The 16,872-nt window shown below is 50.6% G+C and carries 11 protein-coding genes; 1 reads left to right on the forward strand and 10 read right to left on the reverse strand.

The annotated features are described in order from the left end of the window. Nucleotides 1-44: 44 nt before the first annotated feature. The 5 genes from I3X05_RS18950 to I3X05_RS18970 all read right to left on the reverse strand — a co-directional run bounded on the left by I3X05_RS18950 (nt 45) and on the right by I3X05_RS18970 (nt 5,966). Nucleotides 45-2,114, reverse strand: a complete 2,070-nt coding sequence (locus I3X05_RS18950) for a sensor domain-containing diguanylate cyclase (protein ID WP_045568628.1) — start codon at nt 2,112-2,114, stop codon at nt 45-47. Between the two features lie 318 nt (nt 2,115-2,432). Further along, a complete protein-coding gene (gene pstB / locus I3X05_RS18955) occupies nt 2,433-3,182 on the reverse strand; it encodes a phosphate ABC transporter ATP-binding protein PstB (RefSeq protein WP_045568629.1) in 750 nt (249 codons plus the stop codon). Nucleotides 3,183-3,240: 58 nt separating this feature from the next. Beyond that, nucleotides 3,241-4,104 carry a phosphate ABC transporter permease PstA gene (gene pstA, locus I3X05_RS18960; RefSeq protein ID WP_039428021.1) on the reverse strand — a complete coding sequence of 288 codons (864 nt, stop codon included), beginning with the start codon at nt 4,102-4,104 and terminating at the stop codon, nt 3,241-3,243. A 21-nt stretch (nt 4,105-4,125) separates the two neighbouring features. Next, nucleotides 4,126-5,058, reverse strand: coding sequence for a phosphate ABC transporter permease subunit PstC (gene pstC, locus I3X05_RS18965; protein ID WP_039428023.1), 933 nt, complete (start codon nt 5,056-5,058; stop codon nt 4,126-4,128). A gap of 86 nt (nt 5,059-5,144) precedes the next feature. Beyond that, the gene (locus I3X05_RS18970) at nt 5,145-5,966 is read right to left on the reverse strand and encodes a phosphate ABC transporter substrate-binding protein (protein WP_045568630.1); all 822 of its coding nucleotides are present in this window, start codon (nt 5,964-5,966) and stop codon (nt 5,145-5,147) included. Between the two features lie 434 nt (nt 5,967-6,400). Between I3X05_RS18970 and I3X05_RS18975 the strand changes: the two genes are divergently transcribed. Continuing rightward, nucleotides 6,401-8,044, forward strand: coding sequence for a methyl-accepting chemotaxis protein (locus I3X05_RS18975; protein WP_045568631.1), 1,644 nt, complete (start codon nt 6,401-6,403; stop codon nt 8,042-8,044). Nucleotides 8,045-8,187: 143 nt separating this feature from the next. Here the strand turns inward: I3X05_RS18975 and I3X05_RS18980 are convergent, their stop codons facing one another. The 5 genes from I3X05_RS18980 to I3X05_RS19000 are packed head-to-tail and all read right to left on the reverse strand — an operon-like array spanning nt 8,188 to nt 16,687. Beyond that, nucleotides 8,188-8,760, reverse strand: a complete 573-nt coding sequence (locus I3X05_RS18980; protein ID WP_045568632.1) for a DUF1566 domain-containing protein — start codon at nt 8,758-8,760, stop codon at nt 8,188-8,190. A gap of 1 nt (nt 8,761) precedes the next feature. After that, nucleotides 8,762-10,204, reverse strand: coding sequence for a DUF1566 domain-containing protein (locus tag I3X05_RS18985; RefSeq protein WP_045568633.1), 1,443 nt, complete (start codon nt 10,202-10,204; stop codon nt 8,762-8,764). Nucleotides 10,205-10,238: 34 nt separating this feature from the next. After that, nucleotides 10,239-12,533: a proprotein convertase P-domain-containing protein gene (locus I3X05_RS18990; protein ID WP_045568634.1), complete on the reverse strand. Its 2,295-nt coding sequence runs from the start codon at nt 12,531-12,533 to the stop codon at nt 10,239-10,241. Nucleotides 12,534-12,542: 9 nt separating this feature from the next. Then, nucleotides 12,543-14,684 carry a TonB-dependent hemoglobin/transferrin/lactoferrin family receptor gene (locus tag I3X05_RS18995; protein WP_045568635.1) on the reverse strand — a complete coding sequence of 714 codons (2,142 nt, stop codon included), beginning with the start codon at nt 14,682-14,684 and terminating at the stop codon, nt 12,543-12,545. Then, nucleotides 14,681-16,687: a prolyl oligopeptidase family serine peptidase gene (locus I3X05_RS19000; protein ID WP_045568636.1), complete on the reverse strand. Its 2,007-nt coding sequence runs from the start codon at nt 16,685-16,687 to the stop codon at nt 14,681-14,683. The genes I3X05_RS18995 and I3X05_RS19000 overlap by 4 nt, the downstream gene beginning before the upstream one ends. Between the last annotated feature and the right edge of the window lie 185 nt (nt 16,688-16,872).

Raw genomic sequence — 16,872 nt, forward strand, 5'->3', positions numbered from 1 at the left:
CCTCACCACGTCACGAAAATTTTTTGGCCATCGATTGATGGCCATTATTCGGTGAGCGCTTCAACGATATCGTGATAATGACACACTCGGTTGCGCCCCGTTTCTTTTGCTCGGTAGAGCGCTTGGTCGGCTTGTTGATAAAGGCGATCAAAATGCAGGTCGCGGCCATAGGCTCGTTTGCTTGATACGCCGACAGAAACGGTCAGCAAATGGCCATGCGGATTCACTTCGTGCTTAATTTGCTCTTGTTCAATCCGCGCTCGAATACTTTCTGCTCTTGCTCTGACCGTCTTTTCATCGCTCCCTACCATCAACAAAACAAATTCTTCACCGCCAATGCGGCAGAACACTTCTTCTTCATTTTGCGTGTGATGCTCAAGAATGTGGCCGATGCGTATCAAGGCAATGTCGCCTTCTAAATGGCCGTAATGGTTGTTGAACAAGCCAAAGTGGTCGATATCAAGCAAGATCAAACCAAAAGCGAGTTCCTGCTCATCGTCATTGTGGCAAGCGGTTTCCATAACATGTTCGAGCATGCGGCGGTTACCAAGCCGTGTGAGAGGATCGAGTTTAGAGAGCACTTCCAGTTGCAGATTCGCTTGTTCCAGCTCCAGCGTGCGTTTACGCACCTCTTTTTCCAGATTTTCATTGAGCTCACGAATCGCTTCCTGCGCCTGAGTGCGTTGCAACACCTCAGCCAAACTGGAGGCAAACATACGGATTACCTCTCGCAGTTGCGAGGTCAGCGGCCCACGGGTTAATAGGTTGTCAACCGCAATGAATGCAATCGGGCCATCGCTATTGCTGGTGAGTAGCGTCATCGCTCCCCAGCCAAAACCGACAATATTGCAATCGTGATAAATTGGTACTGACTCTTCAAACGCGACTTCGTTAGGCATAGAGCGAGCGAGATTAATCAACGAATAATCTTGTGTTTCACCAAAGAAATAGGACTCGTCGACCACATTGCCTTGAATGTCCGTACCCCAAGTCCCTTGCATGTAAGAGCAGCTCTCATCGGTGAGAAACACCGCCATGCGATCCACGCCTAGGTGAGTAATGGCAAAACTGACCGCCGAACGGCACACGTCGCTCACTGTGGTGCAACGCGACAACTCCACCATACTGGAGTGCAACATGCGCACGTTTTGCTCTTGCCGTTTACGGATATAGATCTGCGACAGTAGCGCACCGAACGACTGCAACATCTGCTTTTGATAGCTGGTGATGGGTTTGCGGTGAATAAAATTATCCAGCGCTAGCCAGCCGAAGGGCTCGTTTCCGTCACGCAAAATCAGCATCACATTCCAACCCTGCCCGACCACTTTGCCAGCCGTATAGAGCGGCGTTTCATCAATCACTACCAGGTTGGTTTCACGCGAGGAGAGTGCGGTGATGTACTCTTCACCAAGTTGGTGTAGATCGTATTGAGTGTGGAATTCGCTGACGGTATTGCCGTGTTCGTCGGTACCGTAAGTACCGCTAAAACAGCGTTTTTTCATATCGAGCAACATGAATGTTGAGCGGTCAAAACCAAGGCGATCACGCAGCGCCTCGACTGCCATTCGGTAGAGATCGTTGAGCGAACCGGGGTTTGAAATTTCTAATGCCACTTGCTGCACCAACTTCATGTTGTCGATAAACCGCTCACGCTGATTGATTTCGTCAATGTATTGCGCTTCACGGATATCGCGATTTTTCACTTCCAAGCAAGCGTGTTTTTCGGCGCGGATGCACTGCCAGCGCGCCGCAGCCAGTTGCATCACATCGTGGGTCTCTTCATAAATATGGTGCGCTGAGCCTTCGTTTACGCCCTGAATTAACAAATAGGTACGCAGCATCGGATAGTTGTCCAGCATCATGATGTAGCTGGCGCCACCTAAAGGCTGTTGGTGATCCCAGTTGCAGGTGTTGATGGCCAGAGGAATTAAGCTTTCCGAAGTATCAAACTGGCCCGCCCATGACCAAAAGGTGGCAGGAAACTCGCTTAAACTGCACGGTTCACCATGACGGTATTGCAAAGTAAAAGAGGTGTTGATCAGCGGATCGTCGAAAATCACCATCGCTTTCGGACCCACCAACTCAGACAAAAACTCAAAGATGGTTTGCGCCAACAGTCGATGATCCCTCGTTGACGATACCTTACGTGTAAAGTTCCTGATCTTCACCTTGCTACACCACTTAATTATTCTCTCGAATTAAAGTTAGCGAGGAGTCAATGTGCAATCAATCGCATTAACAATCAGCTGTTAAGTGCTTCGCAAATTTGCCCGTTGAATAGTCACAAATACGATAGCGGCAACAGTTTAAGTGCCAACAGACTTGCTATCTTATGAGGCTTTTTATTACCACAAATAGAAAAAAGCCCCTCGTATGAGGGGCAAGATTTACCATCGCTTGTAGTTATAATATTGTATGCCAGCAATTCGGTATTAACCAAAGTCACCATTCACATAGCCGCGAGTACGGTCATCTTTCGGCTCACCGAAAATCACTTGCGTCTCGTTGTGCTCCACCAACTCTCCCATCAGGAAGAAAGCGGTACGGTCGGAGATACGGCGCGCTTGCTGCATCGAGTGGGTTACGATAACAATGGTGTAGTTCTTCTTCAGCTCTTCCATCAACTCTTCGATTTTGTGCGTTGCGATCGGGTCAAGTGCGGAGGTCGGTTCGTCCATCAGAATCACATCCGGCTCCATGGCAATCGTTCGAGCAATACACAAACGCTGTTGCTGACCACCAGAAAGGCCGAACGCGTGTGATTTCAAGCGATCTTTCACTTCATCCCACAGCGCGGCACTGCGTAGAGAGCTTTCTACTACTTCATCGATGTGTTTTTTGTCTTTGATGCCTTGGGCACGCAGGCCATAGGCCACGTTTTCATAGATGCTCATTGGGAACGGGTTTGGCTTTTGGAACACCATGCCGACTTTGATGCGCAGATCGGCGACATCAACGTTGCCATAAATATCTTCACCATCCATCGCCAATTTACCGGTGATTTTTACCCCTTCAATCAGGTCGTTCATGCGGTTGAGGCAGCGCAGCAGCGTCGATTTTCCGCAGCCTGAAGGGCCGATTAGCGCCGTCACCTGGCGGACAGGAATCGGTAGATTGATCGCTTTTAGCGCTTGGTTGTCGCCGTAGAAAAGGTCTAAGTTTTCGATATCAAATTTGTTCATGTTCTTCATCTCTAAATCGGAAAATTCGTGTCATTTAACCTGCGAAAGCGCGCAGTGATTAATACGTTGCGGTGTTGAAGCGCTTGGCGATCAGTTTGGTCACCATGTTGATCAGAAGGACCAATACAATCAGCACCGTTGCTGTACCGTAAGCCTGATTCCACTCTTCGATGGTAAACAGCTCTGTGGTTAGCTTATAAAGGTGAACCGTTAGCGTACGGCCTGAATCGAATAACGAATCAGGAATACGTGCAACCATGCCTGCTGTGAGGAACACAGGCGCGGATTCACCGATGACACGACCAATACTTAGAATGACCGAGGTTAAGATACCTGGCATTGCGCTTGGAAGAATCAAACGCCAGATAGTGTAAATTTTAGAAGCGCCCAAACCGTAAGAGCCTTCGCGATATGTCTGTGGCACGGCCATCAACGCCTCTTCCGTGGTACGGATAATCACAGGCAAAATCAGAATACTCAGGGTTAACGCGCCGGAGAGAATCGAGAAACCAAGGCCAAGAATGGCAACGAAAAACGTCATACCAAACAGACCGAAGATAATTGATGGAATACCTGCCAGCGATTCAGTACAGAAGCGAATCACCTTGACCAAGCGGCTACCCACTTTGGCGTATTCGGTTAAATAAATCGCGGTCATGATGCCCAGAGGCGCCGCTACTGCGATAGAAGCAATAACCATGTAAATGGTTGAGATGATCATCGGGAAGATGCCGTGCTCATCACCCGTACGAGTGTAATCGTCGGTAATGAAATTCCAATCCACGTGCTGTAAGCCATTCGACAGAATGTACCAGATGATCCAGAAGAGGAAGCCAACGGTCAGAGCCGCTGCCAACCAGATAAAGCCACTTAACACATTGTCTTTAAACTGACGTGCTTGTTTTAATTTTGCGCGATCCATAATTGTCACCTTCACAAACGATTACTTCGCTTTTTCTCGGTTAAGGTAAAGCAGAGATGCGTTGAGCATCATGATGAACACCAGCAGCACGACACCTGTGGCGTAGAGTGCATTGGCGTGCACACCACTGGCATAGGACATCTCAATCGCGATGTTTGCCGTCAGTGTACGAGCGGAGTCTAAAATGCCTTGTGGCATGGCTGGAGCGTTGCCCATCACCATAATGATGGCCATAGTTTCGCCAAGCGCTCGGCCAATTCCTAGAATAACGCCAGTCATGATGCCGCTGCGCGCAGCAGGAACAAGCAGTTTGAAGATAGTAAAAATTTTCGAAGCACCCAGCGCCAAGGAGCCCTCTTTGTAAGCTCTTGGCACCGCACGAATCGAGGTTTCTGATACGGTAATTACCGTCGGCAGAATCATCACACCAAGCACAATAATCCCTGCCAAAATGGTGTTACCCGCTGGGACGTCAAAAACGTTTTGGATCAGAGGTACGATGATAACTAGGCCAAAGAAGCCGTAAACGACCGAGGGGATGCCGGCGAGCAGTTCAACCGCTGGACGAATGATATCGGCGACACGCTTTGGCGCAATTTCTGCGATAAAGATGGCGGTTAACACCCCGACAGGCACACCAACCAAAACAGCGCCAAAGGTGGACACCATTGAAGCGACGATCATGGTCGCGACACCATAAAGTGCAGGTGGCAGCCAATCTTCACCGAGTACGATGCCTGAAACACCAGCCTCTTGGAAAGCGGGAATACTCTCTCGCACAATGAAGTAGGCAATCACAGCCAAAGAGACGATGCCAATCACCGCGCTGGTTAAGAAAAGACCGTGGAAGATACGTTCCCGCCAGTCAACTCTCTTTTGTGTACGTAAACCGGATTTGCTAATAGCTTTGGCTTCACTGTTCATAAGCTTTTCACTACGAGTTGCGATGGTCATTATAAAATCTCACGTTTCGATAAAGTTCGAAGTGGATAGAAAACGCTCAGCCCACAATCAGGGCTGAGCAAATTGAGCGATATTGATTAGTGAACTGAGATGTAGCCTTCTTTCTCTACCAGAGTTTGTGCTTCAGGTGTCAGCATCCAATCTAGGAACTTCTGAGTTTCTGCTGAAGGTTTGCCTTGCTTGTAAAGCACGAGGAAAGGACGCGCTACTTTGTAAGAGCCGTTTTTCACGTTAGCTACCGATGCGTCGGTACCGTTAATCGCGAGTGCGTGAACGGATTCATCCACAGTGCCCAGTGAAATATAACCAATTGCGTATGGGTTTGAAGCAACCATAGTTTTCAGCGCACCGTTACCGTTGGCGACTTGAGCGCGTTGAGAGATAGCCGATACTTCTTTACCAGAGACTTTCTTTTTCAAGCTCATGATGTCTTCGAATGCGCCGCGAGTACCCGAAGCGGTGTCACGAGTAATCGCAACGATTGGTTTGTCTTCGCCGCCAACTTGTTTCCAGTTGGTCACTTCACCTTTGTAAATTGCAGTCACTTGTTCAGCCGTCAGGCCTTTTAGCGTGTTTTTAGGGTTAACCACCACTGCGATACCGTCACGAGCGACCACTTCTTCAACCAAAGTTGGCTCTTTTTCAGAAGATTTTAGGTCACGAGATGACATGCCAAGGTCGGCACTGCCGTTTTTCGCCGCTTTCACACCAGCAGAAGAACCCGGTCCTTGTACTTCGATAAATACATTTGGGGTTTTCTTCATGTACGTTTCAGAGAAAACTTCCATCAGTGGAGTTACACTGCTTGAACCCACTGCAGAGATAGTTTCTTTAGCAGAAGCTGAGGTCACTGTCAGAGCGCCCAATAGAGCGATTGCACCGATTACTGTCTTTTTCATCACAATATCCTTTATGGCTCGATTGCCGTTGTGTTTTACTTGAACGAAGCTCACTTTAGGACGCGAATGTGACATTTGTGTTTCACTTAATTGAACCCTCTATGACACATTGCTGATTGATCAATTAATAATCGCAGCCACTACTTAGAGAAAATAGGCGAGAAAAACATTATTTGCGCCCTGGACTAAAAACCGCGCCATACCTGCTAGAACCGACTCTCAACAAGCAATCTATTCATCAAAAGTTACAGATATGCGCAAGAAATCGGCACTCGTTCGCACCATCTCACCGATTTGAGACACACAGCAAATTAGTAGTGATATTTTTGACAAAATAAGTGGTTGAATAGGCCAAATTTCAATTGATAGATTTATGTATAAATCACAAATAATATTTATTATCATTTAGAAAATAAATACAGAGGGTTGTTTTAATGCGTCAATTACTTAGCGCACTGTCGATCAAGGCACAAATTTTGCTGCCGGTCGCGTTTACCATTGTTCTTTTACTCGCAGGGCTCACCGTAGGCACAAGCACACTTAAGCAGGCGTTTGAACGCGTCACTGTCTCCACAGAGCAGCTCATCGTACACAAAAGTGAGTTGGGCGAAATCGTCGATAACATGTACGCCATGCGCATCAAGGCCATTTATAGCCTGTTTAATCCCGATGATGTCAGTACCTTGAGTCAAGTCCTCGGTGAGAGACAAAGCAATATTCGCCTCTTGCTTAACCAGATAAGCACCATGGATGGCTTAGAAACGGAGACGCAGCAAATGCGTCAGGCGCTGGATCACTACGTAAGCTATTCTCGCAATACCATGCTGCCACTGCTCAATACCAAGCATCACGAGCGTTACCCGCCACCGGGCTTTCAGGAGCAATACGATAACGCCATGAGCGCCTATCGCTTCGCTGGCGAAGAGATGGTGAAAGCGATTGATCGACTGTCCACAAAGCTCAATCAGATGGCATTAGATGAGGTCAGCGAAACGGGGCAACAGCACGATAAAACCCTGATGGTATCCGTGTTCGCCATGATTGGCATTCTGACCGTCGCCGCGCTGATTAGCCTGCTGTTAGCCAGCCTGATCGTTAAGCCGATCCGAGCTTTGCAGCAGACGATGCAACAAGTCGCCAGCGGTAACTTGCTGGTTAACGCCGAGGTAGAAGGCAAAAATGAAGTCGCGCAACTGGCGCAAGATGTCAACAGCACGGTGAAGCAGTTACGCCAAACCGTCGATTCTCTGGTGCGTATCAGTGTCGATGTGGCGTCAGCGTCGACCGAACTTGCTGCCGTAATGACACAGTCGAGTGTCAACTCTGATCAAGAAAAGAGCGAAGTCGAACAGGTGGCTTCCGCCGTCAACCAGATGGAATCGACCGCCGCCGATGTGACCGCCAACGCGGCCAAAGCAGATGGTGCTGCCAATCAAGCCAATCAACTGGCTAAACGTAGCCTAAATATGTTCGAACAAAACAGCCGTGCCAACGACAAGATGGCCGAGCAGCTTAACAACGCCGCCCAAGTGGTCACCTCGCTGAAAACCCAATCGGAACAAATTGGCAAAGTGATTGAAGTGATTCAAGGCATCTCGGAGCAAACCAACCTACTCGCGCTCAACGCCGCCATAGAAGCAGCGCGAGCGGGTGAAAGCGGCCGAGGGTTTGCGGTGGTCGCCGATGAAGTACGTATGCTCGCAGCAAGAACGCAAGACTCGACCAAAGAGATCCAAGCCATCATTGAAGAGCTGCAAAATCAATCGGGGCGGGCCAACGAGAGCATGAACTCCAGTTTGCAAATGCTGACCAGTAACCAAACCTTGGCCAGCGATGTCAGTGCCACACTGCAGGAGATCAGCCATTCGATTGAAGAACTGGCACTGATCAACGCTCAAGTGGCGACCGCGTCTGAAGAACAAAATCAGGTGACGTCAGACATCAACAGCAATCTGAGCAATATCTACGAACTGGTGAGTCAAAATGTTACAGGCATTACCCAAGCGGCGGCGGCGAGCCACGAGCTTTCTAACTTGGCGGAGAACCAAAAGCAACAATTGGCTTACTTCAAGGTTTAAAGCTTAGGATTTTGCTTTGAGCGCCTCGATAAACCATTTCATGTGACGAAAAAGAACAAGCTCCGCCAGTGCGGAGCTTGTTGCTATTGATTTTCAGTAAATCGCTGAGTTTTAGTAGACAGCGATTCGCATCTGCACCTTGATTATTGTTCGTCGGTCACCAATAACATTGAGAAGGTGCTGCTCTGCGCAGAATGAGGGTAGTTGTACACCTCACCATTAACGGAATCAAAGGTCATGATCCCCTGCCCATCACCACTTGGTGTGTTGCTCCAGATATAACCGCTTAAATCCCCTGTTTCCACCGTGTAGCCGCTAGCAAACGCCGTCCCATTCATCGCCGGGCCGAAGCAAGCGTGCTCGGTCAAAGCGACCAACTCTTTAATGTTTGGCAAACGCCACTGCTTTTTCTCCGCAAAATTGTGCAGTGCATGGTTACCCGACTCATCGCGGATCTGCTGGGCGGTCAAAAGTGCACTTTGCCACGTCACCTGGTCAGCCGTACCCGTACACGCTTGCTGCGCCGTATTCCAACTCATACCAACCGGGCAGCGCATCCACGTCAAACCTGTTTTCAAATCGGTTACTGTACCTTGCGCGGAGTAATCATAACGCGAGTTTGGGGCACTTTTGGCGATATCAATTGAACACTCTTGCGCGGCTATCGCCGTTTGAGACGCCGCAGCGAGCGCCAGTGCGGTGATTAATTTTTTCATCTTACTGCTCCTTTGCTGCAACCAGACGGATTGGGAATTGGAAGGAAGTACCGCTATCTGGGCTCACCTTATCGGAGTAAATTTCCACAAAGCTCACGTATCCACGATCCGCACCTTTGGTCGCGACCACCGGAAACTGAACCACGCCCAAAGTTTGATATGGCGAATAGCTGTTGAAGCTAATGTTGTTCAGCCAAATCGCGCCAGTATTAAGATCTGGGCTGCCTTGTGTCTGCTGGGGGAAATAGCGGACATCGAGACCATAGACTTGATCGTTTTCATCTTTGGCCGTTTCCCCAAAGTCGATGATGTCGTAAAACTCAAGGTAGGTCGGCAAACGCCACTGAGTGATGCCACACAGACTTTGTTGGTTCATGTGTGCAACGTATTGTTGGGTAGAGCAGAGATTGTCTTTGGCCTCGACACAACCAACCACTTGCAGATCGTCGCTGTAAGGTTTGAAAGTCTGTGACTCAAACACAAAGGTGCGATCCTTAAACTGCACTGAGCTGGCATCGCCACTTTTGTTTTCCCACACCAGCCCGCTACGCTCATCCAGCGTACAAGCCCAATTGGTCGCGTCATCGGCTAAGGTTTGACCTTTGGCATCCAACTTAACAAATTTGAAACCGTTGCCCGTCAGCGTTTGTTGGTCGCTGTTATCAAGGCCATATTCTGCATCCTGCCCAGGGTAAGACTCTTGCGCTTCCGCCACCTCTTGATCGCCATCGGTGAAATAGAGTGTCGCGCCTGTATCATTGTGGCCGATACGACGCTGTACTTCGGAGACGATGTTCGCAACGAGTGCAGCGCGCTCCGGTGAAGTAAGGAGCGCAGCCGTGAGGGATTTGCCGTCAAAACTCAGATCCTGCGCTAACAACGAAACGCCGCTTCTCATTTGATCTGTCGTCATCTCAGCCAGCAAGGCCAGCGTGTTTTGTTCCAGCGTCACCAACGCGTTTTCACTGGCATTTGCCAGCACACTGCCACTTAGCGATACGCCCGCCGCGGTCAACTGCGATTGCACGATCTGCTCCGCTTGCTCTAAGGTGTAACCATCATTGACCAACCCCGCCAGCAAGGTGGTCACGCCATTGATGCGATTCCCCTGGGCGAGTCGTTGCCCCGGAGCCGCCAGCGGTACGACCTGCCCTGCTCCGTTATCCACTTGCGCCAGGATCGTGCTGATCAAGATGTTTTTGTTGGTCGAGGTAAGAGAGAATTTGCCGCTATTGTCGCTTTTCGCTTTCAGCTCAGTGCTATCGCAGACAAAATTTTGGTTGTCATCGATACACACCGACGTATCGAGCAGTGAACCGGGCATCGCGATATTTCCTGACACTTGGTAGGTTGGCACTTCGCTACCGCTACCGCTACCGCCGCCTCCACCACCGCAGCCAGCAAGAGCTAAAGAGATAGCAATGACAGAATATTGAAACTTCATAGATTGATCTTCTTCTAGTAAATTGCGTTTGTTGTTATCGAGAGCGCAAGGCTCTCACCATGGCAAGCAGTAGCAGCCCGAGCAAAGCAAAAGGAGAACCGCTGCCACCGGAACGGCTGCTCTGGCTCTCACCATCCGTATTGTTGCGGCTGCCCGCACTGCACTGATATTGAGCAAAATGACTTACGCCCCACGATTTCAGAACCCCAACGTTCCCCGAGATGCGATCAGATATTTCAAGACGCCAAGTGCCCCAGCTTGGCTCGCCAAGTAGCGCTTGCAGCTCCTCGTCATACTGAGCCGTGAAGTAACCTTGAAAACCGTGTTGAGAGCCAGATTGGTGACTGAGCAGTGGCACCGATTTGCCTTGCGGAGAGATCAACGTCACCTGCAGGTCTTGCAGTGCGCTGTGCTCGATGTGCAAATAAACGGCGAAGCTGCTGTCAATTTTGCGCGTTTTGTCGGTTAGGGTTTGCACAAAGATCTTGTTGCCGGGGCTAGTCCTGCCTTGGCTATCGACTTTGGCATCCAGCAAAGGCGCATTCAGGTTTCTGGCTGGGGTTTGCAGCAGCGGCGTGCCGTTCACTAGCGATACGATGTCGCGCCACGACTGCGCTTTTAGTCTGTCGGCGAACTGATAATCCAACGCCACTGTCGAGTCAAACTGCGCGCCACAAACAAGCCCATCGGGCAGTGCGACCTGCAAGGTTTGCGCATCCGATAAGGTGGTCGCGATCTCTCGCACCTTCGCTCCGTTGAGCTGCCATTGACCTTGAATGCTCGCTTGGCGCTCATTGGCCGTCAGGCTGAGTTCAACTGGCTCGTTTTGTCCAATGTAACGGGAGTTGTAGCGCACGTTGAATGGCGCTTTGAGCAGGTTATGACGATTGAAGCTTTCAATAAGAAACTGCGCATATTCCTTGTTTGGAAACAGCGTTTTGGCAGCAAAAACCGTCGACTCCGCTAAATCGTGCATTTTTACCCCACGGCCAACCCCGTACATGCCCTCAAGCACAATGGTGTCAAACTCTCGAAACACGCTGTCACTGCCATCACCATAACGGGCGACCGCCGCTTTGAGCGCTTGAAACAGCGGCGTTGACCAAAGCTCGTCACCTAATTCACCTCCCACACTCACGTGCGCGGGGTATTCGGCCTCTTCGAAGTAGCGCGCGCGCTGATTCCACAAGCTGCGGGTCGAGCGGCGCACGCCAAACACACCATCCCAATTAAATACGGTATCAATCTCAAACTCTTGACCGCGACGAGAAGCGTCCAAATATTGCTGACGATAGCTGGCGCTGCCTGCCCAATAGTCTCCCAGCCCTTCGCCAATCGCTCCTGTGTGTCCATAAGCCCAGTCCGGTACTATCTGATAATGAATGCCGTGACCGAGCTCATGACGGATCACGTCGGCATCGATGGCGTCAGGCGACGCGCCACCGATACCGAACATCACCGCACGCGGGCCGTAGTAGTAACTGGAATTGTCCTTGGCTAAACCGCGCGCATCAAAACGCAGTGGCTCTCTAAACAAGGTGTAGTTCAGGCTGGCTAAATAGCGCAGCGAGCTATCGAGATGATAAAACGCCATGAGCTGCGGAAAAGCGTCGTCACCCAAACGCACACTTTGCAACGCATCAATAGAAGGAAATGCTTCAACGCCCTCAGGCGCTAAGAAATCACCACTGTCACGCACAGGCTCGCCACCCTGCTCAGTGACCGCGAGCAGCGCCTGCGCGTCCACTTGCTTAACACGCGGATTGGCAAGGTAGAGCTGGCCATCGGCTTGCAAAACTTGAATGGATTTCTCAACATACTCGACCGCTTGCGGGTATTCATCCAATGAGGACCAGACCGTCTCTGGCGCCGCTTGTTGCTGCATGGTGCGCAGATCTGGGTCAAACAGCGAGACTGTAACATCCAGTAAACTACCTGAGCTCAGTGCTGGCGGCTCCTTTGCTTCCAGCGTGCGCGGTGACTCGATTTCTGCCGCCACCAGCGCTTGGCCGTTACGCAGCTGCGTGTCTTGCACACTTTTAAACACACGCACCACTTGCTGCTCTGGGTTAGTCGTCACGACCAAGGCGCGCTGCGGCTGATAAACACCATTGACCCAAACATCAAAATTGTAATGGCGGCCCAGCTTCGACGCCGTTTGGTAGCGCAAGATAAACTCGCCGTCCTGCGCATAATGGGCATCAAGGTAGCTTTTGGCTTGCGCGGCATCGGCGACCGTCGTGCCTTCGGCAGGGTAATCCCACTGTCCGGCCTGAATCGCTGGCGCTGCCGCAACCAAAAGTGACAGCGCTAAAGGGGTTAACTTCATGGTGAAATCCTAGAACTGATATTTGGCATTGAGAGTGAAATAGCGTCCCGGCTCACTCGAGTAGTGCTTGTCTTGGTCAAGAATGCCGGCAACGTCTTGATAACGGATGTACTTTTTGTCAAACAGGTTGGCGATCGTCGCACTGAGACGAAGATCTTTAGACAGCTGGTAGGTCGCCCCGATATCCACACGATTCCACGCGCTGGTGATGGCACACTGAGCCGCTAAACCGAGATCGGTTTGGCAGGTCGGTACGCGATCCATCGCCGTTGCCCAGCTCCATAAGCCGTAGGCACTAAAATCTTGCACGTGATAGCCGAGCGACACACTGCCTTCCAGTGGCGTGATACTGCGAATGTAATCGCCGTCTGCCTCTTTCCCATCGACGTAACCCAGCTTGGCGCCGACGTCCCACTTTTGGCTCAAGGCGTAACCCGCAGAGACTTCTGCGCCATACGTTTCTACGCCCTCAAGGTTTTGATATTGCTTGATATAATTGCCGCTGTTGGTATCAAAGCTGATGGTGACGATATCGATGAAATTGTCGAACTTGTTGTAAAACGCAGCCAGCGACAAACGCACGCGGCCGTTATCAAATTTGCTGCCAATCTCAAAAGATTCCGAGGTTTCCGCTTTAAGATCCAGATTCGGCGCAATCACGAAAGGGGTCAGAGGAACGAACTCGTGTGACACATAGCCATAGGCTTTGTCATATTCCGCGGCTCGGTAACCGTGGTTGTAAGAGAGATAAACCCGGTTGTTGGCAAATAGCTCGCGCGACAACGACAAACTCGGCGACAGCTCTGAACTGTCGATATCTTTCAGCGGGAAACCGCCGACTTCGCCATCGGCATCTGGCGTCAAGCGATGAGCGTCAAAGCGCAAGCCGCCGGTAAGGGTCCATTGTTGCAACTCGATCATGTCTCGCACATACAGCCCAAGGTTGTAAGCGCGAGCCGGGGCAAACGGCTGCTTGGCTGAGATTTTGACGCCGTTCCAATCCAGCACCTTATCGCGATCGGTGCGTTGGTAGTAGTCACTTGCCAGTTCGATGCCAAATGCCAGCTGATGATCTGCGCCTGCGGCGAAAAGCGACTGCGTGAAATCAGCGCGCATGCCGATTGTTTCATCGGTGAAGGTTTTGTGTTCCTGTTCGCGGCGCTTGACCAGCAAATTATTGTGATCCACTTGATGCATCAAACGGTTGGTTTGCTCGTCTGACTCAGTATGACGCCAATAGAGTTTCGTATCTAACTGACGGAACCAAGTGGGATCCAGCGGGGTAAGTTCAGCGCCAAGGTAAGCGCTGTATTCTTCGCTGCTTTGATCTTGCGCGAAGTCTTCTATTTTCCACTCTCCATCTTTTTGAATCGAGGCGGAGCCTTCCAAACGAGTTTGGTTTTGTGTGTACAGCTCGGCGCGCGCTTTTAACATCAGCTCATCGCTGTAAAAATGGTTGAGGCTGTACGCCACGCTATAACCATCAAGCTCACGGTTATAGGAATCTTGATCAAAATTGCGCGTCTCTTGCCCTTGCCAGTAAGCCACGCTGATCAGGCTGTCAGTATCGCCAGAACGAAAGGCGAGATTGCTCGCACCTTTGTACTTTTGGCTGATGTCGGTGTACGTGCCAGAAACATCGGCGTAGAAATCCTTGCCTTGCAAAAAATCACTCGGCTGCTTGGATTTTAAGATCACCGCGCCGCCAATCGCCCCCGAACCATGCACCGATGAGCTCGCTCCCTTGATAAGCTCAATGGTACTTACATTGGCAAGATCAAAGGTATCGCGCCCCACTTGATCATTGATGTCATTGGCGCCAAAGCCGTCAGCAGAGCGAATGCCATCGCGAATGATGCTGATACGATTGCCCGTCATACCACGAATGGTGATGTTTTGTGGTCGGCCCGCACCGCCCGTCACGCTCACGCCGGGCTCGCCTTGCAGCGCATCGTACAGCTCGGTCACGCCTCTCTCTTCCAGCGCATCCCCCGTCACTACCGCGACACTGCCCGCCACCTTCGAGATCGGCTGCTCAATCCTATTCGCCGTAACGACCACTTCTTCCATCACCGCTAGGTTTTCTTGCGCGTGGACGACATTTGCAGCCAGTACCGACAGTACCGCCGCACAAACAGGATTCAACTTCATTTTTGCTCCGCTTGGCTCGATGTTTTAAACAGTGAAATCAGAAACGCGTATTCCAACGCTTGTTGCTCCAGCGCTTTTCGGCGATCGCTGGCATGGCCCGATTCGAAATCGGTTTGCAGTAAATAAGGACCTTGACCGGTGCTCAATGCGGCCAACTTACTGAGATATTTGGCTCCTTCCCAATAAGGCACACGCTGATCATTTAGGCCGATCTGCACCAATAAGGGTGGATAAGGAACGGCTTTGATATTTCCATACGGGTCATAGGCTTGCATCGCTTTTAACGCGCTTTCCACCTGCGGATTGCCCCACTCGCCATATTGCTGCTCAGTCAACGGTAGGCTGGTGTCGGTCATGCTGTTCACCACATCGACAAACGGCACTTTAAGCACCGCTCCGGCAAAAGCTTGCGGCGCTTGATTGAGCGCTCCAGCCACTAAAGTGCCGCCCGCGCTAGAGCCCATGGCGTAAACCAAACGCTCACCCTGTTGGTAGTGTTGCAGGCTTTTGGCGGCGGCGACGAAATCATCCATCGAGTGGCGTTTCTGCTCACCTCGCCCCGCTTGATGCCAAGCGTCGCCGTAGTACCCGCCGCCGCGCACATGGGCAATGGCGTAAATCGCCCCTTGATCCAGCAAGCTGATGATTTGCAGCATAAAGTAAGGTTTCATGGTAAAACCGTAAGCCCCGTAGCCGTACAAAATCACTGGCGAGTGTGCGGTAAGTTTATCTTTGCGATAGGCAAGCGTGATCGGCACCTCAACCCCATTTTGATCAAGGATCACCTGCTCAGAAACGTAGCGCTCAGCATGGTAGTTTTGATAGACATCTCGTGACAACGTCACCAGATCAAGCGTCTTCACATTCAACTCTTGCCACATTGGCGGAGTAGTCATGGACATGCTGCGCAGACGAAGTTGATTGCTGGAGAAATCGCCATTGCGCGATACCCACGCCACTTGTCCTTGCTGATTAAGCGGCAAACGCTTTTTCAACTCGCCAGCATAGTTAAACACCAAGACTTGTGAATCGGCCTTTTGCTGAGTCACGGCCACTAGCGCGTCGGCAAACAGATAGAACTGCTGCAACCCATCCAGCGCCTGAGTAAAACGCGTCCACTCACTTGGCTGTTTCAGCGGCGCGGTATACAAGCGCGGTTGGCCGTGCAAATTACTCTTGATGAACAGCGTGTCTTTGGCGACATCGGCGTAATACTCAAGGCCAGCTTGCGCTGGGCGAATTGGCCGCACTTCACCGCTTTGTAGATCGAGCAGTTTTTGTTCACTGCTATTTTCATTATTGCTTTGCAGCAAGGCATAACGCGGATCGCTGGCTTGATAAAAAGAGAGTAACCAGTCCGCTCTCTCCTCTTGCCAAATCAGTTGTTCGCTCAAATCGGCGACGGTTAGGCGGCGGATTTCACTTGGCCTTTGCGTGGTGGGATCTCTACGAATCAAGTAAACATATTGCCCATCGGCCGAGTAAAGCATTGACTGATCGAGCCCGGTGGCTAAGATTTTCTCTCCCCCTTGTTTGAGGTCGACTTCCACCAGTTGATAGCGCTCTGAGCCGTCGATATCTTCGCTAAACAGCAACTTACTTTGATCGCGGCTGACCGCCCAAGCACCGATTTGATAGTATTCGGCTTGCGCTTGTCTTGGCGCAAACGAGTAGACCAGCTGAGCTTGCGCTTTTGCGTTTGCTCGGCGCAACAAACTGAGTTCGCCCTGCTGCGAAGAGAGCTTCCATTCCATTGCGAAACGGCTTTGCCAAGGTTCATCAGCCTTACTGACCGTCATCGCTTGCCATTGGCTCAGTAACGAATGCTGCAAATCACGTAAAGGTGACAGTACCTCGTCAGTCAAGCGATTGTGTTGCTGCAAATACTCCAGCACTTGCGATGATTGGCGACTCTCATCGCGCAGCCATTGGTAAGAATCTTGGGCAAAAGTAATTCCTGCCGGAGCCACAGCCAGCATGAGTAAAACATGAGCAAATTTCATGAGAAAAGGCACTTAGATTTATAGAATTAATAAACGTGCCTATTCTGCCTATAAATAGAAATGATATCAATTATCATTGGCGTTATTTTTGAGATTAATGTCACATGACAGTAGTAGGAATACATCTCGTTTACATACGATCGACGGTAAAAGCGGCCAATCGATCATATCGCGAAGATTTAGGG

This window comes from Vibrio navarrensis (genome assembly GCF_015767675.1).
Classification (GTDB): Bacteria; Pseudomonadota; Gammaproteobacteria; order Enterobacterales; family Vibrionaceae; genus Vibrio.

Excerpts from the sequence above, each read along its gene's own strand:
- pstB (WP_045568629.1), bottom strand. The coding sequence starts at position 3,182 with ATGAACAAATTTGATATCGAAAACTTAGACCTTTTCTACGGCGACAAC.
- pstA (WP_039428021.1), bottom strand. The coding sequence starts at position 4,104 with ATGGATCGCGCAAAATTAAAACAAGCACGTCAGTTTAAAGACAATGTG.
- pstC (WP_039428023.1), bottom strand. The coding sequence starts at position 5,058 with ATGACCATCGCAACTCGTAGTGAAAAGCTTATGAACAGTGAAGCCAAA.
- I3X05_RS18970 (WP_045568630.1), bottom strand. The coding sequence starts at position 5,966 with ATGAAAAAGACAGTAATCGGTGCAATCGCTCTATTGGGCGCTCTGACA.
- I3X05_RS18975 (WP_045568631.1), top strand. The coding sequence starts at position 6,401 with ATGCGTCAATTACTTAGCGCACTGTCGATCAAGGCACAAATTTTGCTG.
- I3X05_RS18980 (WP_045568632.1), bottom strand. The coding sequence starts at position 8,760 with ATGAAAAAATTAATCACCGCACTGGCGCTCGCTGCGGCGTCTCAAACG.
- I3X05_RS18985 (WP_045568633.1), bottom strand. The coding sequence starts at position 10,204 with ATGAAGTTTCAATATTCTGTCATTGCTATCTCTTTAGCTCTTGCTGGC.
- I3X05_RS18990 (WP_045568634.1), bottom strand. The coding sequence starts at position 12,533 with ATGAAGTTAACCCCTTTAGCGCTGTCACTTTTGGTTGCGGCAGCGCCA.
- I3X05_RS18995 (WP_045568635.1), bottom strand. The coding sequence starts at position 14,684 with ATGAAGTTGAATCCTGTTTGTGCGGCGGTACTGTCGGTACTGGCTGCA.
- I3X05_RS19000 (WP_045568636.1), bottom strand. The coding sequence starts at position 16,687 with ATGAAATTTGCTCATGTTTTACTCATGCTGGCTGTGGCTCCGGCAGGA.